21 protein-coding genes are annotated in these 22,935 nt (G+C 72.6%); 16 read left to right on the plus strand and 5 right to left on the minus strand.

Annotated features, from left to right (window positions below; genetic code table 11):
- Nucleotides 1–30 precede the first annotated feature (30 nt).
- The 3 genes from AB0D48_RS09240 to nudC all read left to right on the plus strand — a co-directional run bounded on the left by AB0D48_RS09240 (nt 31) and on the right by nudC (nt 6,101).
- On the plus strand, nt 31–3,660 hold the full coding sequence (locus AB0D48_RS09240; protein WP_362392600.1) for a UvrD-helicase domain-containing protein: 3,630 nt from the start codon (nt 31–33) through the stop codon (nt 3,658–3,660).
- A 9-nt stretch (nt 3,661–3,669) separates the two neighbouring features.
- Nucleotides 3,670–5,082: a dipeptidase gene (locus AB0D48_RS09245; RefSeq protein ID WP_362392603.1), complete on the plus strand. Its 1,413-nt coding sequence runs from the start codon at nt 3,670–3,672 to the stop codon at nt 5,080–5,082.
- 71 nt (nt 5,083–5,153) lie between these two features.
- A complete protein-coding gene (nudC, locus tag AB0D48_RS09250) occupies nt 5,154–6,101 on the plus strand; it encodes an NAD(+) diphosphatase (RefSeq protein ID WP_362392606.1) in 948 nt (315 codons plus the stop codon).
- Nucleotides 6,102–6,259: 158 nt separating this feature from the next.
- Here the strand turns inward: nudC and AB0D48_RS09255 are convergent, their stop codons facing one another.
- Nucleotides 6,260–6,520 (minus strand): mycoredoxin, encoded by a 261-nt coding sequence (locus tag AB0D48_RS09255; protein WP_030029876.1) that lies wholly within the window; start codon nt 6,518–6,520, stop codon nt 6,260–6,262.
- Between the two features lie 111 nt (nt 6,521–6,631).
- Between AB0D48_RS09255 and AB0D48_RS09260 the strand changes: the two genes are divergently transcribed.
- The 5 genes from AB0D48_RS09260 to AB0D48_RS09280 all read left to right on the plus strand — a co-directional run bounded on the left by AB0D48_RS09260 (nt 6,632) and on the right by AB0D48_RS09280 (nt 10,554).
- Nucleotides 6,632–8,863, plus strand: coding sequence for an ATP-dependent DNA helicase UvrD2 (locus AB0D48_RS09260; RefSeq protein ID WP_362393045.1), 2,232 nt, complete (start codon nt 6,632–6,634; stop codon nt 8,861–8,863).
- A gap of 179 nt (nt 8,864–9,042) precedes the next feature.
- Nucleotides 9,043–9,357, plus strand: a complete 315-nt coding sequence (locus AB0D48_RS09265; RefSeq protein WP_362393048.1) for a hypothetical protein — start codon at nt 9,043–9,045, stop codon at nt 9,355–9,357.
- A 176-nt stretch (nt 9,358–9,533) separates the two neighbouring features.
- Nucleotides 9,534–9,902 carry a WhiB family transcriptional regulator gene (locus AB0D48_RS09270; protein WP_362051434.1) on the plus strand — a complete coding sequence of 123 codons (369 nt, stop codon included), beginning with the start codon at nt 9,534–9,536 and terminating at the stop codon, nt 9,900–9,902.
- Nucleotides 9,899–10,228, plus strand: a complete 330-nt coding sequence (locus tag AB0D48_RS09275; protein WP_362392610.1) for a hypothetical protein — start codon at nt 9,899–9,901, stop codon at nt 10,226–10,228. Before AB0D48_RS09270 ends, AB0D48_RS09275 begins: the two co-directional genes overlap by 4 nt.
- Nucleotides 10,229–10,347: 119 nt before the next feature.
- A complete protein-coding gene (locus tag AB0D48_RS09280; RefSeq protein ID WP_328927529.1) occupies nt 10,348–10,554 on the plus strand; it encodes a hypothetical protein in 207 nt (68 codons plus the stop codon).
- A gap of 27 nt (nt 10,555–10,581) precedes the next feature.
- Here the strand turns inward: AB0D48_RS09280 and AB0D48_RS09285 are convergent, their stop codons facing one another.
- Together AB0D48_RS09285 and AB0D48_RS09290 are read right to left on the minus strand one after the other, a co-directional pair.
- A complete protein-coding gene (locus tag AB0D48_RS09285) occupies nt 10,582–11,910 on the minus strand; it encodes an AarF/ABC1/UbiB kinase family protein (protein WP_362392613.1) in 1,329 nt (442 codons plus the stop codon).
- Between the two features lie 74 nt (nt 11,911–11,984).
- Nucleotides 11,985–13,127, minus strand: coding sequence for a ThiF family adenylyltransferase (locus AB0D48_RS09290; protein ID WP_362392616.1), 1,143 nt, complete (start codon nt 13,125–13,127; stop codon nt 11,985–11,987).
- A gap of 223 nt (nt 13,128–13,350) precedes the next feature.
- Here AB0D48_RS09290 and AB0D48_RS09295 point away from each other — a divergent pair, with 223 nt between their 5' ends.
- The 4 genes from AB0D48_RS09295 to AB0D48_RS09310 all read left to right on the plus strand — a co-directional run bounded on the left by AB0D48_RS09295 (nt 13,351) and on the right by AB0D48_RS09310 (nt 17,143).
- A complete protein-coding gene (locus AB0D48_RS09295) occupies nt 13,351–13,890 on the plus strand; it encodes a M48 family metallopeptidase (protein WP_362392619.1) in 540 nt (179 codons plus the stop codon).
- Nucleotides 13,891–14,019: 129 nt separating this feature from the next.
- Nucleotides 14,020–15,669, plus strand: a complete 1,650-nt coding sequence (locus AB0D48_RS09300; RefSeq protein WP_362392621.1) for a TerD family protein — start codon at nt 14,020–14,022, stop codon at nt 15,667–15,669.
- Between the two features lie 20 nt (nt 15,670–15,689).
- A complete protein-coding gene (locus AB0D48_RS09305) occupies nt 15,690–16,370 on the plus strand; it encodes an AIM24 family protein (RefSeq protein WP_362393050.1) in 681 nt (226 codons plus the stop codon).
- Nucleotides 16,371–16,387: 17 nt separating this feature from the next.
- Nucleotides 16,388–17,143: an AIM24 family protein gene (locus tag AB0D48_RS09310; RefSeq protein WP_362392623.1), complete on the plus strand. Its 756-nt coding sequence runs from the start codon at nt 16,388–16,390 to the stop codon at nt 17,141–17,143.
- 110 nt (nt 17,144–17,253) lie between these two features.
- Here the strand turns inward: AB0D48_RS09310 and AB0D48_RS09315 are convergent, their stop codons facing one another.
- On the minus strand, nt 17,254–17,784 hold the full coding sequence (locus AB0D48_RS09315; protein ID WP_362392626.1) for an NUDIX hydrolase: 531 nt from the start codon (nt 17,782–17,784) through the stop codon (nt 17,254–17,256).
- A complete protein-coding gene (locus AB0D48_RS09320) occupies nt 17,781–19,190 on the minus strand; it encodes a zinc-dependent metalloprotease (protein ID WP_362392629.1) in 1,410 nt (469 codons plus the stop codon). The genes AB0D48_RS09315 and AB0D48_RS09320 overlap by 4 nt, the downstream gene beginning before the upstream one ends.
- Nucleotides 19,191–19,511: 321 nt before the next feature.
- On the opposite strand from AB0D48_RS09320, the gene AB0D48_RS09325 reads away from it, so the two are divergent.
- The 4 genes from AB0D48_RS09325 (at nt 19,512) to AB0D48_RS09340 (ending at nt 22,922) form a co-directional block, all read left to right on the plus strand.
- The gene (locus AB0D48_RS09325) at nt 19,512–20,564 is read left to right on the plus strand and encodes an SDR family oxidoreductase (protein ID WP_362393053.1); all 1,053 of its coding nucleotides are present in this window, start codon (nt 19,512–19,514) and stop codon (nt 20,562–20,564) included.
- Nucleotides 20,565–20,903: 339 nt separating this feature from the next.
- Nucleotides 20,904–21,365: a molybdenum cofactor biosynthesis protein MoaE gene (locus AB0D48_RS09330; RefSeq protein ID WP_328927537.1), complete on the plus strand. Its 462-nt coding sequence runs from the start codon at nt 20,904–20,906 to the stop codon at nt 21,363–21,365.
- 156 nt (nt 21,366–21,521) lie between these two features.
- Nucleotides 21,522–21,719, plus strand: coding sequence for a hypothetical protein (locus tag AB0D48_RS09335; RefSeq protein ID WP_362392633.1), 198 nt, complete (start codon nt 21,522–21,524; stop codon nt 21,717–21,719).
- A gap of 111 nt (nt 21,720–21,830) precedes the next feature.
- Nucleotides 21,831–22,922 carry a PDZ domain-containing protein gene (locus tag AB0D48_RS09340; RefSeq protein ID WP_362392636.1) on the plus strand — a complete coding sequence of 364 codons (1,092 nt, stop codon included), beginning with the start codon at nt 21,831–21,833 and terminating at the stop codon, nt 22,920–22,922.
- The last annotated feature ends 13 nt before the right edge of the window (nt 22,923–22,935 follow it).

Genomic DNA, 22,935 nt, shown 5'->3' on the forward strand with positions numbered 1-22,935 from the left:
AGTGTCAGCGGGGGCGGCTAGCCTCTTTACGTGTCCGCGCGTGCACCCGTCCTCACCGACCCCGAGCAGCTCAAAGAGCTCCTCGGGATCCCTTTCACGCCCGAACAGCTGGCCTGCGTCACCGCCCCGCCCGCCCCGCAGGTCATCGTCGCCGGCGCCGGGTCCGGCAAGACCACCGTCATGGCCGCCCGCGTGGTCTGGCTGGTGGGCACGGGCGCGGTCGCGCCCGAGCAGGTCCTCGGCCTGACCTTCACCAACAAGGCCGCCGGCGAGCTCTCCGAGCGCGTACGCAAGGCCCTCGCGCGGGCCGGCATCACCGACCCCGACCCTTCCCCGGCCGAGGCCGACGCGGCCGGCGGCGAGCCGCGCATCTCCACGTACCACGCCTTCGCCGGCCAGCTCCTCAAGGACCACGGCCTGCGCATCGGCCTGGAACCCAGCTCCCGCCTCCTCGCCGACGCCACCCGCTTCCAGCTCGCCGCCAAGGTGCTGCGCGAGGCCCCCGGCCCCTACCCCTCGCTCACCAAGTCCCTCCCCGACCTGGTCAGCGACCTGCTCGCACTCGACGCGGAGCTCTCCGAGCACCTGGTCGAACCGGAGCGGGTGCGTGCTTACGACACCGGTCTGCTCGGCGAGCTGGCCGACGCCAAGCTCACCAACGAGGACCTGCGCAAGATCCCCGAGGCCGTGCGCGGCCGTCTGGAACTGCTGGAGCTCGTCAGCCGCTACCGCGCCGCCAAACGCTCCCGCGACCTCTTCGACTTCAGCGACCAGATAGCCCTCTCCGCGCAGCTCGCCACCACCCGGCCCGAGGTGGGGGCTCTGCTGCGCGACGAGTTCCGGGTGGTCCTGCTCGACGAGTACCAGGACACTTCCGTCGCGCAGCGGCTGCTGCTGTCCGGCCTCTTCGGCGCCGGCAGCGGCCACGCCGTGACCGCCGTCGGCGACCCCTGCCAGGCCATCTACGGCTGGCGCGGCGCCTCCGTCGCCAACCTCGACGACTTCCCCGCGCACTTCCCGCACGCCGACGGGACCCCCGCCACCCGCCTCTCGCTCAGCGAGAACCGGCGCAGCGGCGGCCGCCTGCTCGACCTGGCCAACGGGCTCGCCGCCCCCCTGCGCGCCATGCACGAGGGGGTGGAGGCGCTGCGCCCGGGGCCGGGAGCCGAACGCGCCGGCCAGGTCCGCTGCGCCCTGCTGGAGACCCACGCCCAGGAACTCGACTGGCTCGCGGACTCAGTCGCGCACCTGGTCCGCACCGGGACGGAGCCGCGCGAGATCGCCGTACTGTGCCGGTCCGCCGGGGACTTCGCGCGGATCCAGGCCGTCCTGGTGGCCCGGGACGTGCCGGTGGAGGTCGTCGGCCTCTCCGGGCTCCTTCACCTGCCGGAGGTCGCGGACCTCGTCGCCGTCTGCGAGGTCCTCCAGGACCCGGGAGCCAACGCCTCCCTCGTGCGGCTGCTCATCGGGCCGCGCTGGCGGATCGGCGCGCGCGACCTGGCCCTGCTGGGGCGCCGTGCCCGGCTGCTGGTGGGCCGGGCCCCGTCCGAGGCCGACCCGGACGAACGGCTCGCGGCGGCCGTGGAAGGCGTGGACCCGGCGGAGATCGTGTCGCTGGCCGACGCCCTGGAGACGTTCCTCGACGGCGCCGGACAGGCCCCCGACGACCTGCCCTTCTCGGCGGAGGCACGGGTCCGCTTCGCGCACCTCGCCCAGGAGCTGCGCGACCTGCGCCGCTCCCTGGCCGACCCGCTGATGGACGTACTGCACCGCGTCCTGTCCGCGACCGGCCTGGAAGTGGAGCTGTCCGCCTCCCCGCACGCGCTGGCGGCCCGCCGTCGCGAGACGCTGTCGAACTTCATGGACGTGGCGGCGGGCTTCGCCGCGCTGGACGGCGAGGCGACCCTCCTGGCCTTCCTGGCCTTCCTGCGCACGGCCGCCCAGTACGAGAAGGGCCTGGACCACGCCCTGCCCGGCGGGGAGAACACCGTCAAGGTCCTGACGGCCCACAAGTCCAAGGGCCTGGAGTGGGACGTCGTCGTCGTCCCGGACCTGTGCGCGGGGTCCTTCCCCAAGGAGAAGGCGCCGGAGGCCTGGACCTCGTACGCGAAGGTGCTCCCGTACGCCCTGCGCGGCGACGCCCCCACCCTGCCGGCGGACCCGGCCTGGACCTCTGCCGGTCTGAAGTCGTTCAAGTCCGCGCTGAAGGACCACAAAGCGGTGGAGGAACTCCGCCTCGGCTACGTGACCTTCACCCGCCCGCGTTCCCTCCTGCTGGCCTCGGGCCACTGGTGGGGCCCGACCCAGAAGAAGCGGCGCGGCCCGTCCTCGTTCCTGTCCGCCCTGTACGAGCACTGCGCGGCCGGGTTCGGCGAGATCGAGGCCTGGGCGGAGGAACCGGAGGCGGACGCGGAGAACCCGGCCCTGTCCGCGGACTCCACCCCGGACCACTCGTGGCCGCTCCCGCTGGACCCGGCCTCCCTCGCCCTGCGCCGCGCCGCGGCAGCCCTGGTCGAGTCCTACCTGGCGACCCGGCCGTCAGGCGCCGCCCCGGCCGGGCCGGCCCGGGAGGTCCCCCCGCCGCGGTCGGCACCCGCCCGCGACGAGGAAGACTCCTACCTCTGGCCCCCGGACTGCGAGGACCCGTCCTACGAGGACGAACCGTGGCCTGACGACGGCGCCTGGCCGCTCGACGCCCCCTGGTCCGACGACGCCCCCTGGCCGGACGCCCCGGACCGGGCGGCCGGGGCACCGGCCGTGCCCTTCGCCGCCCCGACCCCCCACGCGGCGGAGCCGCACACCGGGACCGGGCCTGCCGGTCCCCACGACGACGACCTCTGGCCGGAGGCCGCCTCCCGGGTCCCCGCGGCCCGGGCGGGCCACGACGCCGCCGGGACGCAGGGATGGGGCGGCGACGCCGACGGGCTGGTGCCCGAGGAGGCGCGGGCCGTGGCCTCCTGGGACCGGGATCTCGACGCCCTGGAGGGCGAGCTCCGCCGTGCCCGGGCCGCCGTCCGCGACGTCGAGCTGCCCGCCGCGCTCTCCGCCAGCCAGCTGCTCCGGCTCGCCGCCGACGAGCAGGGCTTCGTCCGCGACCTCGCCCGGCCCATGCCCAAGCCCCCGCAGCCCGCCGCGCGCCAGGGCACGCGCTTCCACGCCTGGGTCGAGTCCCGCTTCGACGAACTCCCGCTCCCGCTCCTCGACGTCCTCGACCCCGTCACCGAGCTGCCCGGCTCCGATCAGGAGGTCGCCGACGAGGCCGACCTGGCCTCCCTCAAGGCCGCCTTCGAGCGCAGCCCGTACGCCGACCGGCCGCCCCACCGCATGGAGGCCCCGGTCCAGCTGACCCTCGCCGGCCGCGTGATCCGTGGCCGGATCGACGCCGTGTACAAGACCACCACTGCCGAGGACGGCGACTCGTACGAGATCGTCGACTGGAAGACCGGCCGCACCACCGAGGCCGACCCCCTCCAGCTCGCCGTCTACCGCCTGGCCTGGGCGGAAGCCACGGGCACCCCCCTCAGCCAGGTCACCGCCGCCTTCCTGCACGTCCGCAGCGGCCGCGTGATCCGCCCCCGCGACCTCCCCGACCGGGCCCGCCTTGAGCGGATCCTCCAAGGCAAATCGGGCACCGGCGGTGACCCTCAGGTGGACGGCTAGGCTCGGGGCATGAGCGACAGCCAGCCGGACAGCGTCGTCCGCACGTACATCGACACCCACCGCGCCGCCTTCCTCGACGACCTCGCCGAGTGGCTGCGCATCCCCTCCGTCTCGGCGCAGCCCGAGCACGCGGGCGACGTACGCCGCAGCGCCGAATGGCTCGCCGCGAAGCTCAAGGAGACCGGCTTCCCGACCGCCGACGTCTGGGAGACCCCCGGCGCCCCGGCCGTCTTCGCGCACTGGCCGAGCGAGGACCCGGCCGCCCCCACCGTCCTCGTCTACGGGCACCACGACGTGCAGCCCGCGGCCCTCGCGGACGGCTGGCACAGCGACCCGTTCGAGCCGGTGGTCCGCGACGGCCGGATGTACGCGCGCGGCGCCGCCGACGACAAGGGCCAGGTGTTCTTCCACACCCTGGGTGTACGGGCGCACCTGGCGGCCACCGGCGCCGCCGCCCCCGCCGTGAACCTCAAGCTCATCGTCGAGGGCGAGGAGGAGTCCGGCTCCCCGCACTTCCGCGCCCTCGTCGAGGAACGCGCCGCCGAGCTCGCCGCCGACGTCGTGATCGTCTCCGACACCGGCATGTGGTCCGAGACCACCCCCACCGTCTGCACCGGCATGCGCGGCGTCGCCGACTGCGAGATCGACTTCTACGGCCCGGACCAGGACATCCACTCCGGCGCCTTCGGCGGGGCCGTGCCCAACCCGGCCACCGTCGCCGCCCGCCTGGTCGCGGCCCTGCATGACGACGACGGGCGGGTCACGGTCCCCGGCTTCTACGACGGCATCGCCGAGCTCACCGACGCCGAGCGCGCGCTCATCGCCGAGCTGCCCTTCGACGAGTCCGAGTGGCTCCGTACGGCCAAGTCCCACGCGGCCTCCGGCGAGGCCGGGTACTCCACCCTGGAGCGCGTCTGGGCCCGCCCGACGGCCGAGGTCAACGGCATCGGCGGCGGCTACCAGGGCCCCGGCGGCAAGACCATCGTGCCGGCCTCCGCCCACCTGAAGCTGTCGTTCCGTCTGGTGTCCGGACAGGACCCGTACGACGTCGAGGCGGCGGTCACGGAGTGGGTCGCGGCCCGCGTCCCGGCCGGAATCCGCCACGCCATCACGTTCGGCGCCCCGACCCGCCCGTGCCTGACCCCGCTGGACCACCCCGCGCTGCAGTCGGTCGTACGGGCCATGGGCCGCGCCTTCGGCCAGAAGATCCGCTTCACCCGCGAGGGCGGCTCCGGACCCGCGGCGGACCTCCAGGACGTCCTGCACGCGCCCGTCCTCTTCCTCGGCATCTCCGTCCCGTCCGACGGCTGGCACTCGCCGAACGAGAAGGTCGAGCTGGACCTCCTCCTCAAGGGCGTCGAGACGACCGCCTACCTCTGGGGCGACCTGGCCGCGTCCCACCGCACACCCGCTGACGCGTGATGCCTGACGCCTAACGCCCGACCCACACGCCACCTGAGTCACTGAGCCTGCCTGTCCCACCACCGGGGGAGTTGGAAGTACCTGTGAGCATCCATACCGAGCGCCCTATCTCGCTCACCGCGCCCAGCGGGGTCGACCGCGCCGCGCACCACCGCCTCGACGAGGCCTGGCTCGCCGCCGCCTGGAGCCACCCGACGACCCGTGTGTTCGTCGTCTCCGGCGGCCAGGTCCTGATCGACGACACCCCCGACGGGGGCACCGGCATCGTGATGACCCCGGCCTTCGAGGCCCCGGTCACCGAGACCCACCGCTACTTCCTGGGGACCGACGAGGACGGCGTACGGTACTTCGCGCTCCAGAAGGACGCGCTGCCGGGCCGCATGGACCAGTCGGCCCGCGCGGCCGGCCTGCGCGAGGCCGGACTGCTGCTGAACCCGCGCGACGCCGGGCTGATGGTGCACGCGGTGGCGCTGGAGAACTGGCAGCGCATGCACCGCTTCTGCTCCCGCTGCGGCGAGCGCACCGTGGTCGCGGCCGCCGGGCACATCCGCCGCTGCCCGGGCTGCGGCGCCGAGCACTACCCGCGCACCGACCCGGCCGTGATCATGCTGGTCACGGACGACCAGGACCGCGCGCTGCTGGGCCGCCAGGTGCACTGGCCGGAGGGCCGCTTCTCCACCCTCGCCGGGTTCGTGGAGCCGGGCGAGTCGATCGAACAGTCCGTCGTCCGCGAGGTGTGGGAGGAGGCGGGCGTCAAGGTCGGCGAGGTCGAGTACGTGGCCAGCCAGCCGTGGCCGTTCCCGTACAGCCTGATGCTGGGCTTCACGGCCCGCGCCACCAGCTCCGAGATCACGGTGGACGGCGAGGAGATCGAGGAGGCCCGCTGGTTCTCCCGCGACGACCTGCGCGCGGCGATCGAGGCGGGCGAGGTGCACCCCCCGGCCGGCGGCATCTCCATCGCCGCCCGCCTGGTCGAGCTCTGGTACGGCCAGCCCCTCCCGAAGCCGCCGGCCGCCTGACGGGCCCGCGGGCGGGCAGGGCCTGCGACGCCGCGGAGACGCAGAGCCCGATGCCTCGGAGACGCAGAGGGCCTGATGCCTCGGAGACGCAGAGGGCCCGTCGCCCCGGAGACGCAGAAGGCCCCCGCCAGGGCGGGGGCCACTCCGATGCGCGGGGATCAGACGGCGAGGGCCTGCTTGACCTGGGCCAGGCTCGGGTTCGTCATGACGGACTCGTTGCCGGCGGCGGACTTCACGAGCACCGTGGGAACCGTCTGGTTGCCGCCGTTCGCCTTCTCCACGAACGCCGCGGACGCCGGGTCGAGCTCGATGTTGATCTCGTTGTACGCGATGCCTTCCCGGTCCAGCTGGGTCTTCAGCCGGCGGCAGTAGCCGCACCAGGTCGTGCTGTACATCGTGACGGTGCCCGTGTCCTGCATGCTGCGCGCTCCTTCGTGGGGTCTCGGTGGTCCGAGTACTCGAACGTACGCCACAGCGCGGCCATTCCCGGGCGGCAGGTGGGACACGTACCGATGTGACAAGTACTACGGATACGGGCGACCTGTGGACAACTTTCCCACCCGCCCCTCCGGACCTGGCAGCATGGCGGGGTGACAGCAGCAACGCACTCCCCCTCCTTCTCCGCCGCCGACTCGGCCGACTCGGCCGACTCGGTGCTCCTGGGCCTGGACCCGGAGCAGCGCGAGGTCGCGACGACCCTGCGCGGGCCGGTGTGCGTGCTGGCGGGCGCCGGCACCGGCAAGACCCGTGCGATCACCCACCGCATCGCCTACGGAGTCCGGTCCGGCCAGCTCGTACCGGCCAGTGTGCTCGCCGTCACCTTCACCAACCGCGCCGCCGGAGAGATGCGCGGCCGCCTGCGCGGGCTCGGCGCGGGCGGGGTCCAGGCCCGCACCTTCCACTCCGCCGCCCTGCGCCAGCTCCAGTACTTCTGGCCCAAGGCGGTCGGCGGGGACGTGCCCAGACTCCTGGAGCGCAAGATCCAGTTCGTCGCCGAGGCCGGCGCACGCTGCCGCATCCGCCTCGACCGCAACGAGCTGCGCGACGTCACCGGCGAGATCGAGTGGGCCAAGGTCACCCAGACCGTGCCCGCCGACTATCCGGCCGCCGCCCTCAAGTCGGACCGCGAAGCCCCCCGGGACCTGGCCGAGATCGCGCAGATCTACGGGACGTACGAACAGCTCAAGCGCGACCGCGGCATGATCGACTTCGAGGACGTGCTGCTCCTGACCGTCGGCATCCTCCAGGACCGCCACGACATCGCCGAACAGATCCGCGCCCAGTACCAGCACTTCGTCGTGGACGAGTACCAGGACGTCAGCCCGCTCCAGCAGCGGCTTCTCGACCTGTGGCTCGGCGAGCGCGACAGCCTCTGCGTCGTCGGCGACGCCAGCCAGACCATCTACTCCTTCACCGGCGCCACCCCCGACCACCTGCTGAACTTCCGCACCCGCTACCCGCAGGCCACCGTGGTCAAGCTGGTCCGCGACTACCGCTCCACCCCCCAGGTGGTCCACCTCGCCAACGGCCTCCTCAACCAGGCCAAGGGCCGGGCCGCCGAGCACCGCCTGGAGCTGATCTCGCAGCGCGAGACCGGCCCCGACCCGGTCTACGCCGAGTACCCGGACGAGCCCGCCGAGGCCGAGGGCGTCGCCGCGCGGATCCGGGACCTGATCGCGGCGGGCGTACCGGCCGGCGAGATCGCCGTGCTGTATCGCATCAACGCCCAGTCCGAGGTGTACGAGCAGGCCCTCGCCGACGCCGGGGTCCCGTACCAGCTGCGCGGGGCCGAGCGCTTCTTCGAGCGGAACGAGGTCCAGAAGGCGATCCTCGCGCTGCGCGGCGCCGCCCGGTCCGGCGGGAACGACCCGCTGCTCGACGATGTCGTCGAGCTCGGCTCCCAGGTCCGGGCCGTGCTCAGTTCCACCGGCTGGACCACCGAGCCGCCGGCCGGCTCCGGCGCGGTGCGCGACCAGTGGGAGTCGCTGGCCGCCCTGGTCCGGCTCGCCGAGGACTTCGCCCGGGCCCGGCCCGGAGCCACCCTGGCGGACCTCACCATCGAACTCGACGAGCGCAAGGCCGCCCAGCACGCCCCGACCGTGCAGGGCGTCACCCTGGCCTCGCTGCACGCGGCCAAGGGCCTGGAGTGGGACGCCGTGTTCCTCGTGGGCCTCACCGACGGCATGATGCCGATCACCTACGCCAAGACCGACGAGCAGGTCGAGGAGGAGCGCCGGCTGCTCTATGTCGGCGTCACCCGGGCGCGGTTGCACCTGAACCTCTCCTGGGCGCTCTCCCGGGCCCCGGGCGGCCGGGCCTCCCGTCGCCCCAGCCGCTTCCTGAACGGCCTGCGGCCGGGCTCTGCGGCCCCGGGAACGGGGCCGGGCGGCCCGGCCGACCGCGCGGCCCGCAAGCGCGGGCGCCGCGGGCCGGTGCTCTGCCGGGTCTGCGGCAAGACCCTGACCGACGCCGGCGAGCTGAAACTGATGCGCTGCGAGGACTGCCCGTCCGACATGGACGAAGGACTCTACGAGCGGCTGCGGGAGTGGCGCCGGGCCCAGGCGAAGGAGCAGGGCCTGCCCCCCTACTGCGTCTTCACGGACAAGACGCTGATGGCGATCGCGGAGGCCGCGCCGTCCGAGGAGGGTGAGCTCTCGATGATCTCCGGCGTGGGAGGACGTAAGCTCGAGCGGTACGGAGCCGACGTCCTGGCCATCTGCGCTGGTCAGGAGCCCGGGTCCGAGGATTCTGACGACGCGTAGAAACTCGTCGGAAAAATAGTTTGCACATGCCCAGCGAATCCCCATAGGTTCTTAGCAACGGAAACGGTGGCTTCTCCGAAGCCCTGGATCCGTGCTGTACTTATCCGAATACGCATGGGACAGGCCCCCGGGCCCCGTCCCCGAGACGCCGAGAGGAGGCGAGACCAGTGACCAGCTTCATGACCTTCACCAAAATGACCGATCGCTCGGTCGACGCTTCCTGCCTGCTCGGTTCCGTCTCCCTCCTGGGTACCGGTGTGTCCGCGATTTCCGCTGACAGCCCCGCCCTGCTGGCGACCCGTCCGGTCAGCGAGCGCAATGAGCGACCGACCCAGGCACCGGTGGCAGTACTGGCAGCAGAAGCTCAGGCGCATGGCGCCTATGGCTTCGCCGCCGCAGCCGGTGCCGGATCCCAGAACAAGCAGACGACGAAGCAGCAGCACCACCTGATGTGGGCCTTCCGTGGGCTCGAACCCTGGAGTGATCCAGCCTGATCGCACGATCAGGCCGGCGCCTTCAGGGCCGCGGAACCCCACCCGGGATCCGCGGCCCTTTTGTTTGTCCCCGAACGGGGACGGCACGCGAAGGGCCTCGGGACTGAAACGCAGCCCAGCCGGACCCGGCCGACCAGCCGGAACGACTAGCCGACCAAGACGAGGAAGAAACCACCGTGCAACTCGAAGCGCACGCCCCGTCCGTACCGCAGACCCAAACGATCTCCCCGCCCGCAGTCCCGGAGGACCACACCTTGACCCCGCTCACCGCGCTGACCGCGCTCGACGACGCCATCGAGAACCTCGGCGTACCCGTCCCGTGCCGCACCTTCGACCCCGAGGTCTTCTTCGCCGAGTCCCCGGCGGACGTCGAGTACGCCAAGTCCCTCTGCCGCACCTGCCCGCTGGTCGAGGCCTGCCTCGCCGGGGCGACCGAGCGCCGCGAGCCCTGGGGTGTCTGGGGTGGCGAGCTCTTCGTCCAGGGTGTCGTCGTCGCCCGCAAGCGGCCGCGTGGACGTCCGCGCAAGAACCCGGTTGCGGCATGACCGCCCACGGAACCATCGACCGCCCCCTCACGCACGACCCCCTGAAGCAGGCCCTCATGACCGCCCACTCCACGAGCGAGCAGCCGCACGGCTCCGCCACCGCAGACTTCATCACCGCAGGCGCGATCACCTCGCGTCAGAACAGGACCCGCGAAATGCAACTCATCCCAGAAGCCCTGGCCCGTGCCCATATGGGCGACCGCATGCGTGAGGCGGACGCCGAGCGTCACGCCGTGCGCCTGGTCACCGCCCGCCGCATGCAGCGGCGAGCCGAGCGCGTCTCGCTGCGCGCCCGGCGCGCCCTGGCCATGGCCGTCATGCACTAAAGAGCCCTGAGGCTCTGAAGAACAGTGAGAGAACCTCCCGGGGGGACCGGTCCGAACGGACCGGTCCCCCCGGTGCGTTGCGCAGGGCTGTCCGCCCCGTACGGGGATATCGTCTGGAGGTGGACCAGCCGACCCCCCACCCCGCCAAGCCGGGATCCGAGGCCCAGCCCGTCGTCTGCGCGCGCTGCGGTGCCCGGTCTCCGGACGGCGCTCCGATCACCTGGACCTGCTCCATGGAAAACGGCAGCAGGCACTACTTCTGCCACGACTGCGCCCGGGCCAACATCCGGGCGATCGAGGGCAGGCTCGACTCCTCCTGGTGGTGACCCGGCGCCGGACCGCCCGCCCCTACGTCACTCCGCGGACGGGAACCCCGGCAGCCAGGAATCCAGTTCGTCCCGCAGCCGTACCGTCGAACCCAGCTGGCACAGCACCCCGATCGTGCTCAGCGTGACCCGGTGGATCAGCAGGTACGAGGGCGGCAGGTTGATTTGCCGTCCCAACTGGTGCGCGGGGGACCGTGGATCGGCGATCCGCGCCGCCTGGCCGCGCAGCCACGCCCGCGTGAAGGTGAACTCCTCGGCCTCGGCGGGCTCGATGATCGGCTTCAGGTAGTCCAGTACCGCGTCGGGGTCCAGTTCGACGGAGTCCTTCACGAACCCCTCGGCACGCAGGTGCCCGTAGACCCCCTCGGCATCACCGTCCAGCGTCATCCGCAGGGACCTGCCGATGGGCTTGGGCCAGCCGCCCGGCAGCCGGTCGACCGTGCCGAAGTCCAGCACGCCCAACCGCAACCGGCCCTCCGGCCCCGATATCAGCCGGAAGTTGCCCGGGTGCGGATCCGCGTGCAGCAGCCCGGTGCGCGCGGGACCGGAGAAGAGGAACCGGGCCAGCAACTGCCCGGCGCGGTCGCGTTCCTCCTGAGTGCCGTCGGCTATCACCTCCGACAGCGGAGTCCCCTCCATCCACTCGGTCACCAGCACCTGGTCGCCCTGGTGCACGACATCCGGCACCACGACATCGGGGTCGCCCTCGAACGCGTCCGCGTGCGTCCGCTGCGCCTCCGCCTCCAGCTCGTAGTCGAGCTCCTCCGAGACCCGGTCGCGCAACTCCTTGATCAGCGGCTTGATGTCCATGCCCGGTACCAGCGGGCCCAGCAGACCCGCGAAGCGGCCCAGCTGCTTCAGGTCGGACAGCAGAGCCTCGCCGGCCCCCGGGTACTGGACCTTGACCGCCACCTGCCGGCCGTCGTGCCACACCGCCCGGTGCACCTGACCGATCGAGGCCGCCGCGGCCGGCTTGTCCTCGAACTCCTCGAACAGGTCCCGCCAGTCCGCGCCCAGCCGGTCCGCCAGCACCTGGTGCACCGTGGCCGCGGGCAGTGGCGGAGCCGCCTCCTGAAGCTTGGTCAGCGCCGCCCGGTACGGCCCCGCGACCTCCTCGGGCAGGGCCGACTCGAAGACCGACAGGGCCTGCCCGAACTTCATGGCACCGCCCTTCAGCTCCCCGAGGGTCCGGAACAGCTGCTCGGCGGTGCGCTGCTGGAGTTCGCGCGCCACTATCTCGGCCGACTTGCCACCGATCCGCTTGCCCAGCCCCCAGGTTGCCCGACCCGCTATGCCGAGCGGCAGCGCGGCCAGCTTGACGGTACGGGTGACTGCCTTCCGGGGAAGATCAGACATACGCCCCTCCATTTCCCAGACAGCTGCGCCGCAAGCGGCGGTTCGGGAAGACCCCTCCGACTCCACGCATCCTGTCATGGCCCCTCCGCGGGATCCCCGCCCGATCCTCCTCCTACGCGCTGGAGCAGAGCTGGACGACCGGCGCCCGCGCCGCAGGGGCAGTCGGGGTGCGGCCCGACCGGGTTGCGCTGCCAGTGCAGGGCCGGGAGCGCGGCCTCCCAGCGGGAGGCGGTGGAAGCGGGCAGCTGGCCGTCGAGGAAGGACAGCGCGTGGGCCGCGGCCAGGCCGGCCACCGCCGTGGCCAGGCCCAGATCACACGCTGCGCCCACCCGGCGGCGGTGGGCCGACCGCCACTGCACCAGCATCCTCGGCCAGGCCGGATCCAGGTCCACGCGCTCGCGCTCCATGCACCCCGCGCACGCCGTCGCACCCGGCAGCACCAGGGGCCCCACCAGCCCGGTGCCCTCCAGCACCCCCGCGTACAGGTGCGGGATGCCCGTCGCCACCCAGCCGGCCGCGGTGTCCGGATCGGGGGCCCAGGCCTGCAGCCCGTCGCGGGGCGCGACCACCACCAGGGCGAGCCCGGGCTCCGGGCCATCGTTCTCCCCGGCCCGCGGCGCGCGCCCCGGCGCCGACTCGCGCACCAGCCTGCCCGCGGCCTCTGCCCGCAGCCGCCCCACGCTCCCCGGCCCGAGCCCGCCCGGCGCCACGTCCCCCGGCTCCACCCGGCCACCGTCGAGCACGTCGACCCCGCCCACACCGGCTCCCGACAGGACCGCGGCGATCAACGCGCCGACCCGGCCGCCCCCGCGCACCTGGACCCGTATCGCCCGGCGCGCGGCGATACCCGCCAAGTCACCGCCCGGCTCCCGGCGGACCAGGGAGAGGGAGCCGAGATCGGGCGCCAGCCGCTCCAAGGTCTCCGGACGCTTGCGCACGGCCTGGGCGCGCGGGCCGCCCGCCGTGGCGTCGTCGAGCAGGCCGGCCCCCGCCAGCCGCCGGACCAGTTCGTCGGCCTGGCCGTCCGGCAACCCCATCCCCGAGGCCTCGGCCCGCAACAACTCCATCCGCCGCGTCCCGTCGATCCGGTCGATGAGCGCCCCCGTCGCCGTGTCGACGGGGCCGAGCACCACCGCGTGGGCGGGTGTCACCCCGAACTGAACCGTCTGAAGATCCCGCCAGGCCCGCGCCAGTGCCGGCTTCACCTTCGGATACACGGCAATCCCCCCTCGATTTCACGTGCGCAACCGCGCCGCTTCTTTCCGCTCTCCCGCAACACTGCCCGTCCTCCGCATTCCGTGCGGGAATTTGTCCACAGGCGAGGTGTATTAGGCATATGAGATGGAGAAATGGGGTGTTCCGGATGGCGGCTGTGACCCGATCACGTTCGACCCCCGGACGGGCGGGACTTCCGCCACGGCTACCGGGTACCGTCGTGGCGTGTCCGCCGACCCACCGCAGCGCGCCGTCGAAGTCCGCCGGAGCGCGCGCCGCCGCAGGACCGTATCCGCCTATCGCGAGGGTGACCGTACGGTCGTCCTCATCCCTGCCCGGATGTCGGAGGCCGAGGAGCAGCGCTGGGTGGGCGTCATGCTCGACAAGCTGGCCGCGCAGGAGAGCAAGCGCACCCTCGGCGACGCGGAACTGACCGAGCGCGCCGAGCGTTTGTCCGAGCAGTACTTCAGCGGCCGCGCCCGCCCCCGCTCGGTCCGCTGGGTCACCAACCAGAACACCCGCTGGGGCTCCTGCACCCCGGCCGAAGGCAGCATCCGGCTCTCCCACCGCCTCCAGGGGATGCCGGAGTACGTCGTCGACTACGTACTCCTGCACGAACTGGCCCACCTGCTCGTACCCGGCCACGGCCCCCGTTTCTGGGAGCTGCTGGAGGCCTACCCCCGGACCGAGCGCGCCCGCGGATATCTGGAGGGAATCGTCGCCGCCGAGCGCCTCCCGAAGGTCCCCGCCGCCCGCGACGAATAGCCCGGCTCCCACCGGCCCGTCACTCACGGTGATATGTACCGGGTCGGTACCGACTTGGCCGGATGTCGGCAGTTGCCGTTAGCCTGAGCGGCACGCAATCACAGTCGGGATGGGGGACGGTCGTTACGTATGGGCAGGGAATTCCAACGGGGCCACAAGGCCAAGATCAGTGATCTGACGGCGGGCACCGATCTGTACGTGGGCGTCAAGATCGCCGGGCCCGGTCTCACCTTCGACATCAGCTGTTTCGGTCTCGACGCGAACGAGCAGCTGTCCGACGACCGTTACTTCGTCTTCTTCAACCAGCCGAAGTCGCCCGAGGAGTCCATCCAGCAGCTCGGTGCGCAGGCCGGAGACACCGAATCCTTCCGGGTGACCCTGGACCGCGTGCCGGCGTCCATCCACAAGCTGTCGTTCACCGCCACCATCGACGGCGCCGGGCAGATGGCGCAGATCGGCCCGGGCTACATCCGGATCGTCGCGGGCGGCGAGGAAGTCGTCCGGTATGCGTTCACCGGTGCGGAGTTCACCACCGAGCGGGCCGTGATGCTCGGCGACTTCTACCTCAAGGACGTGTGGCGCTTCGCCGCCGTCGGCCAGGGCTTCGACGGCGGACTCGCCGCTCTGCTCAAGAACTTCGGCGGCGAGGTCGCCGAAGAGGAGCAGCCGCAGCAGCAGGCCCCGGCGCAGACGGGCGCCTCGCCCGGGTTCGCCCCGCCGCCGCAGGCGGCCGCGCCCGCCCCGCAGGTTCCGGCGCCGTCGTTCGGCGCCCCCGCGCAGGCCCCGCCGCCGCAGGCCCCGGCCCCCGCACCCTCCTTCGGCGCGCCGACCGCTCCCGCGCCCGCCCCGCAGCCGCAGGCGTACCCGCAGCACAGCGCGCCCACCATGGCCGCGCCGCTCGCCCCGCCCGCCCCCGCGCCGTACGGCCAGCCGCCGCAGCAGCCCTCGTACGGCCAGGTCCCCCCGCCCGCTCCGGCCCCCGCCCCTTACGGGCAGCAGCCCTCGTACGGGCAGATGCCGGGGCAGGTCCCGGGTCAGTTCCCCGGACAGGCTCCCGGCCAGTACCCCCCTGGCGGCCAGCAGCCCGGCTACGCACCGCAGGGCGCCGCCCCCGCCGCGGCCGGTCTCGCCGCCGCGCTCCAGCCGTACAAGGAAGCCCCCACGGGCGCCCGTTGGACCCCGCAGAACCAGCAGCTCATGCGCGTCGACCTGTCGATGGGCGGCCAGGCCGTCCTGGCCCGCCAGGGCAGCATGGTCCTGTACCAGGGCAAGGTCGACTTCAGCTACAAGGGCGCGGGCTTCGCCGGCCGCATCGTCGGCAACGCCACCGGCCAGGAGATGCAGCTGATGCGCTGCACCGGCCGCGGCCAGGTATTCCTCGCCGAGAACGGCGCCCACCTGCACGCCATCGAGCTCCAGGGCGACGGAATCTGCGTCTCCGCCGAGAGCGTCCTCGCCTTCGACGAGTCGCTCCAGCACGAGGTCCGCCGCATCGAGGGCCACGGCATCCCCGGCGGCGCCCTGTTCACCATGCAGTTCCAGGGGACCGGCACCGTGATCGTCAAGACGCACGGCGTCCCGGTCGTCCTCCCCGTCACCCCGACCACCTTCGCGGACAGCAACGCCATCGTGGCGTGGTCGGCCGCTTCACAGGTGATCATCTCCAGTCAGGTCCGGCTCCGGCGCAATGCCTACCCCGGCCACAGCGGGGAGACCGTGAACCTCCAGTTCCGCGGCGCTCCCGGCAACTTCATCGTCGTCCAGCCGTACGAGGTCTGAGGGAGCCCGACATGAACGCAATGAACCAGCAGCTCGCGGGCTACGCCCCGACCCCCGTCACGGCCCGCATGGAGAACCACGGCCGGGCCATGCTCAAGGTCGCCATGCAGAGCGGCCAGGACCTCTTCGCCCGCACCGGCTCGATGGTCGCGTACGAGGGCTTCGTGCAGTACGAGCCCAACCCGCCGGCCGTCCGCCAGATGGCCTCGCAATGGCTCACCGGCGAGGGCGCCCCGCTGATGAAGTGCACCGGCGACGGCCTGCTCTACCTCGCCGACTACGGCGCCGACGTGGTCGTCATCAACCTCAACAACGACGCCCTCTGCGTCAACGGCACCAACCTGCTCGCCTTCGACGCCCACCTCCAGTGGGGCGTCGAGCGGGTCAAGGGCATGGCGAAGTTCGCCGGTCAGGGCCTTTTCAACGTGCAGGTCGCCGGCTCCGGCTGGGTGGCGATCACCTCCCGCGGCACCCCGATCGTGGTCGACTGCGGCCGCGGCGAGGACGAGACCTACGTCGACCCGGACGCGCTCGTGGCCTGGTCGCCGAACCTCAAGGTCAAGGGGAAGCGCAGCTTCAAGGCCTCGTCGATGATCGGCCGGGGCAGCGGGGAGGCCTACCAGATGGCCTTCTCCGGCCAGGGAATCGTCGTCGTACAGCCCAGCGAGGACAGCACCGACCGGCTCCGGGCCCGGGGCTGAGGGGGAGCGGACACATCATGCAGAGCGCACTTTTCGCCCACGCCGAGGCGCAGTCCCAGGAGCGGTACGCCGTCCAGAACCCGCAGCTCCTGCGGGTCTCGCTGACCGGCCACGACGACGTGCTCGCCCGCAAGGGCGCGATGGTCGCCTACCAGGGGATCGTCGACTTCGACGGCGAGTACCAGAGCACCACCCAGCGCACCGCCCGCGCCCGCACCGGCGAGGGCCTCGACCTCATGCGCTGCTCCGGGCAGGGCACGGTCTACCTCGCCAACCTCGCCCAGTACGTGCACGTCGTGGACGTGGACCAGGACGGCCTCACGGTCGACAGCAGCTACGTGCTGGCGTTGGACTCCACCCTGCACACCGAGGCCATCGCGGTGGACAGCCAGTACGGAATCTCCGGGTCCGGCAAGTACCAGCTCAACATCACCGGCCGCGGCAAGGTCGCGCTGATGACCTCCGGGCAGCCGCTGATGATGCAGGTCACGCCGGACAAGTACGTCAACGCGGACGCGGACGCGATCGTCGCGTGGTCGACCTCGCTGCGGGTGCAGATGCAGGCCCAGACGCACTCCACCGGCGTCTGGCGCCGGCGCGGCAACACCGGCGAGGGCTGGGAGCTGAGCTTCCTCGGCACCGGGTTCGCCCTCGTGCAGCCCAGCGAGGTGCTGCCGCCGCAGAACGCCCAGCTCGGCCAGGGCGCCGCGGCGCAGTTCGGCATGGGCCAGCACGGCTCGCACGCGCAGAACCAGAACAACGCCTGGAACTAGCCGCACGGCGAAGGCCGGTGATGGTACGGAGAGGGGGCGGTCCCGGGCATCCGGGGCCGCCCCTTCCTCATGTCACGGTGTCGCGCGATGTCACGGTGACCCGCGCGATCTCACGCGCCGAGCCGCGCCAAGGTCGCCTCCAGCAGCCGCACGACCGAGGTGTCGGCCACCGCCGCCACCTCCTCGTACGGGAACCAGCGCAGGTCCAGGGACTCCTCGCTGATCGCCGCCTCCGCACCGGCCGGCGCCAGCGCCGCGTACTGCACGTCCAGGTGCCAGTTGCAGGGCGCCGGGATCGGATGCCGGTCGAGGCGGACCGGCCCGCCGGGCAGCAGGCTCAGCCCGGACACGATGCCCGACTCCTCGCGGGCCTCGCGCAGCGCCACCCCGGCGAGGGTGGCGTCGCCGGGCTCGCAGTGGCCGCCCATCTGCAGCCACATGCCCAGCTTCTTGTGCAGGGTCAGCAGGACGCGCTCCCGCTCAGGGTCGATCACCAGCGCGCTGCCGGTGATGTGCCCGGCCCCGCAGGGCTTGTAGACCCCGTCCGGATGGGCCGCCAGGTGCCCCAGGTAGACATCGCGGAGCTCGGGCTGGTCCTCGTAGCCCTTGAGTACGAGGACCGCGTCTTCGTGCAGGCTCACTTCTTCTCGTCGCCGTCCTCGTCGCGCTTCCGGGCGGCCTCGCCGAGCATCTTGTCGATCTCGGAGAAGTCGAGCTGCTCGCGGTGCACGAAGCCGTCCGGGTCGTCCAGATCGGAGGCCGTCGGCAGCATGTCCGGGTGCTCCCACAGCCCGTCGCGGCCGTCCACACCCCGCGCGTCGGTGAGCGAGGCCCACAGCCGCGAGGCGTCGCGCAGCCGGCGCGGGCGCAGCTCCAGGCCGATCAGCGTCGCGAAGGTCTGCTCCGCCGGGCCGCCCGAGGCGCGCCTCCGGCGCATGGTCTCGCGCATCGCGTCCGCCGAGGTCAGGCGCGGCTTCGCGGCTTCGTGCACCACCGCGTCGACCCAGCCCTCGACCAGCGCCAGCGCCGTCTCCAGGCGGGCCAGCGCGGCCTTCTGCTCGGGGGTGTCCTGCGGCTGGAACATGCCGCCCTGCAGCGCTTCCTGCAGCTGCTCCGGGTTCGACGGGTCCAGCTGGCCGACCACGTCCTCCAGCTTCGAGGTGTCGACCTTGATGCCGCGGGCGTAACCCTCGACCGCGCCGAACAGGTGCGAGCGCAGCCACGGCACGTGCGCGAAGAGCCGGGCGTGGGCCGCCTCGCGCAGGGCCAGGTACAGCCGCACCTCGTCCGCCGGGACGCCCAGGTCCTTGCCGAAGCTCTCGATGTTCAGCGGCAGCAGCGCGGCCTTGCCGGCCGGGCCCAGCGGCAGCCCGATGTCGGTCGAGCCGACGACCTCGCCCGCGAGCACGCCCACGGCCTGGCCGATCTGCTGGCCGAACATGGCCCCGCCCATGGAGCGCATCATCCCGAGCAGCGGGCCCGCCATGGCCTGCATCTCCTCGGGCAGCACGCCGCCCATGGCCGCGCCGACCCGCTCGGCTACCGGGTCCACGAGCTCCTTCCACACCGGGAGGGTCGCCTCGACCCACTCGGCGCGGCTCCACGCGACGGCCGTGGCGGCGCCCGAGGGCAGCGAGGTCACGCCGTCCAGCCAGTGGTCGGCGAGGCGCAGGGCCTCCTGGACGGCGGACTTCTCGGCGACGCCGACGCTGACGTCCTTCACGCCGTCCGCCGTGCCCTGGGCGACCGTCTGGCGGGCGATGTCCTTGGCCATGTCCCAGTTCACGGGACCGCCCTCGTAGCTGAGCATCTGGCCGAGCTGCTGGAAGGCCGCGCCGAGGTCGTTCGGGTTCATCGAGCCGAACATCGCCGCGAACGGGTTGTCCGCACCGCCGGGACCGCCCGCGCCTCCGGGCAGGCCCGTGCCGGCGAACCCGAACGGATTCGCCGGGCCGCCCTGGCCGCCCTGATTGCCCTTCTTCTTGCCCTCGTCGCCGTCTTCCGGCTCCTCCGGCGGAAGGCCGAATCCGAATGGGGTGTCGCTCACGGGTTTCCTCGGCTCGTAGGGCCGCCGGCGGGTGCCGACGGGCAATGGTCCGACAACACCACCCAGCGTAGACACCGGAGCCGCTTACGGGCTCGGTGCTCCGCCGACTCCTGGGCTGCGGCAGGATGGACATCACCTGGTGGGTACGCGTCACGGCGCGTCCCTACTGAAGACAACCGCTGGAGACGCCCGGTGAGTTCCCCAGATCCGCACCCTTTGGACAAGTACAGCTCGGATAAGGACAGCCGCGTGACGCCCGACCCCGAAAACCGCCCAGAGCGTGACAACGCGCACGACGTTCGCCAGCCGCGAAACCCGGCCGTGCGAGGCCCGGTGATCGCCGTGACCGGCGCCGCGTCGGGCGTCGGCGCGGCCCTGGTCAGCCGCCTGGTGACCTCCGCCGAGGTCAAGCAGGTCGTGGCGATCGACGAGCGGCGCGGGGACTGTGCGGCCGCGCAGTGGCACGTCCTGGACGTACGGGACCCGGCGATCGCCGAGAAGCTGCGCGGCGCCGACGTCGTCGTGCACCTGGCGCTGGACCTGGATCTGGAGACGGACCCGGCGGCCCGTACGGCGTACAACGTGCGCGGGACCCAGACCGTGCTGACGGCCGCCGCGGCGGCCGGGGTGCACCGGGTCGTGCTGTGCACTTCCGCGATGGTCTACGGGGCCCTGCCCGACAACGACATCCCGCTCTCCGAGGACTCCGAGCTGCGGGCGACGGCGGAGGCGACCGGCGTCGGGGACCTGCTGGAGATCGAACGGCTGGGCCGGCGGGCCCCGCGGGCGCACCCCGGCCTGAACGTCACCGTGATCCGCCCCGCGGTGCTGGTCGGCGGCACCGACACCGCCCTGACCCGGTACTTCGAATCCCCGCGCCTGCTCGTGGTCGCCGGATCCCGCCCCACCTGGCAGTTCTGCCACGTCGAGGACCTGGTCAGCGCGCTGGAGTACGCGGCGCTGGAGAAGGTCGAGGGAGAGCTCGCGGTGGGCTGCGAGGGCTGGCTGGAGCAGGAGGAGGTCGAGGAGCTGAGCGGGATCCGCCGCATGGAGCTTCCCTCGGCGGTCGCCCTGGGTGCCGCGGCCCGGCTGCACCGGATCGGTCTGACGCCCTCCCCGGCCGGGGACCTGGCGTACACGATGCACCCGTGGGTGGTCAGCGTCAGCGGGCTGCACGCGGCGGGCTGGCGGCCGCGGTGGACCAACGAGGAGGTGCTGGCCGAGCTCCTGCAGGAGGTCGCGGGTCGGCACACGGTCGCGGGTCGGCGGCTGGGGCGCAAGGACGCCACCGCCGCGGGTGCCGCGGGGGCGACGGTCGCGCTGCTGGGTGCCGCGGCGGTGGTCCGGGCGGCCCGTCGGCGCCGGGGGCTCTGACCCGGCCGCCGAGAGGCCGGGGCGGGTCCGGGCCCCTGCGGCGCGCTTCCCGGGCTGCGCCCGGGCTTCCGGGCCCCTGCGGCGCGCTTCCCGGGCTGCGCCCGGGCTTCCGGGCCCCTGCGGCGCGCTTCCCGGGCTGCGCCCGGGCTTCCGAGCCTCCGCCCCGTGCCCCGCGCCGAAATCGCCGGCGGGGCTGGAAGTGGCCCCGGTCGGGCTCAGGGCGGGCGGGTGGGAGCGGGCGGTACCAAGCGGGTTTCTGTAGGAGGCTCCCAAGCAGGCGGACGCGGCCCGGGCGAATCAGCTATTTCGCCTTGTCAGCGGCTAGGGCACGATGAAGGCATGGCACCGCACTTCGATCACCCCGGCGAGCAGGCCGCGCAGGACCCGATCCGGCTGCTCGCGATCCGTGACACCCCGCTCTCGATCGACGAGGTCTTCCAGGCCGTCGGCGACGACGCGACGGGCGGTACGACGCTCTTCGTCGGCACGGTGCGCAACCACGACAGCGGGGCGGACGTGGACTCGCTCGGCTACTCCTGCCACCCGACGGCCGAGGCCGAGATGCGCCGGGTCGCCGAGCGCGTCGTGGCCAAGTACCCGGTCCGTGCCCTGGCCGCCGTGCACCGCGTGGGCGACCTGGCCGTCGGTGATCTGGCCGTCGTCGTCGCCGTGTCCTGCCCGCACCGCGGCGAGGCCTTCGAGGCCTGCCGGATGCTGATCGACGACCTCAAGCACGAGGTCCCGATCTGGAAGCACCAAACCTTCGCCGACGGCACCGAGGAGTGGGTCGGCGCCTGCTGAGCCGCGCCCGAACCCCCGGTCGTGGAGCTGCCCCCGGAAGGGGGTAACCTCGCACCCGTCCGGCCGCGCAACACGCCCTCGATTTGCGTAACCCCTTTCCGGGCAGCAGCGTTGAAGCCACCAACGACACGTACTTCGGGGTAGGGAGGCACGCCCATGGCGTCACTGGCGTGGTTGCTGATTCCGCTGTTCGCCGCGATCGGAGCGGCGATATGGGGCAGCTGGGCGGCACGCGACCGCACGCAAGGCGACATATCCGAGCTCGCCGGCTACGCCCGCTTCCGCGAAGCCATGGGAAAGGCCGAAGAGGCCAGGCAAAAGGCAGACGCCCACTCCGGTTCCGACGCCGTCTGACGCGTCCCGTGAGGGGCCCCGGGACCACCGGGAGCCCGAGGGCTCCGCGCACGCCCCGTACGGACCGGCCCCACGGGCCGCCCGCCAGGACCGTCCCGTACTGTCGGATGCATGCCACGCCGCACTGCGACGATGCTCGCCTCCACCCTCATGCTGTTCGCGCTGCTCTGCGCAGGGGTGTTCATCAAGGTCCCGTACTCCGAGATGAGCCCCGGTCCGACCGTGAACACGCTCGGGGACTCGCACGGCGAGCCCGTCCTCAACATCTCGGGGCGCAAGACGTACCCGACGAGCGGGCACCTCAACATGACGACGGTCCGCGTCACCGGCGCGGACTACGACATGAACCTGGTGGAAGCGGTGTACGGGTGGCTGGCCGGCGACAACATCGTCGTGCCGCACGAGAACCTCTACCCGAACGGCAAGACGGACGCGGAGTCCACCCAGGAGAACGCCGAGGAGTTCAGCCAGTCGCAGCAGAGCGCCAAGGTGGCCGCTCTCAAGCAGCTCGGCGTCCCGGTCTCCGCCCGCGTCATCGTCTCCTCCGTGGTCAAGGCCAGCCCCGCCGACGGCACGCTGCACGCCGGTGACGTCATCAAGGCCGTGGACGGCGCCCCCGTCAACGCTCCCGAGGACGTGGCCAAGCTCGTCACCAAGCACAAGGCCGGCGAGCCGGTCGAGTTCACCATCGTGCCCGCCGCCGAGGCGGCCGAGGCGGCGAAGGCGAACCGGGAACCCGCCGGTTCCACCAAGGTCACCATCACCGCGGGCAAGGCGGAGGGCGACGGGCACGCCATCGTCGGCATCCGGGCCGGGACCGACCACACCTTCCCGTTCACGATCGACATCAAGCTCGCCGACGTCGGCGGCCCCAGCGCCGGGCTGATGTTCGCCCTCGGCATCGTCGACAAGCTCACCCCGGAGGACCTGACCGGCGGGAAGTTCGTCGCGGGAACCGGCACGATCGACGACGCGGGCAAGGTCGGGCCCATCGGCGGCATCCAGATGAAGACCATCGGCGCCCGCCAGGCCGGCGCCGAGTACTTCCTGACCCCGGCCGAGAACTGCGCCACCGCGGCCGCCCACGTGCCCGACGGGCTGACCCTGGTGAAGGTCTCCACCATCGGCGACGCCACGCAGTCACTGGAGAAGATCAGCAAGGGGGACACGGCCGGGCTGCCGCAGTGCAGCGCCAAGCCCTGACCGGCCCCCGGGC

The organism is Streptomyces sp. NPDC048269 (genome assembly GCF_040652395.1).
Classification (GTDB): domain Bacteria; phylum Actinomycetota; class Actinomycetes; order Streptomycetales; family Streptomycetaceae; genus Streptomyces.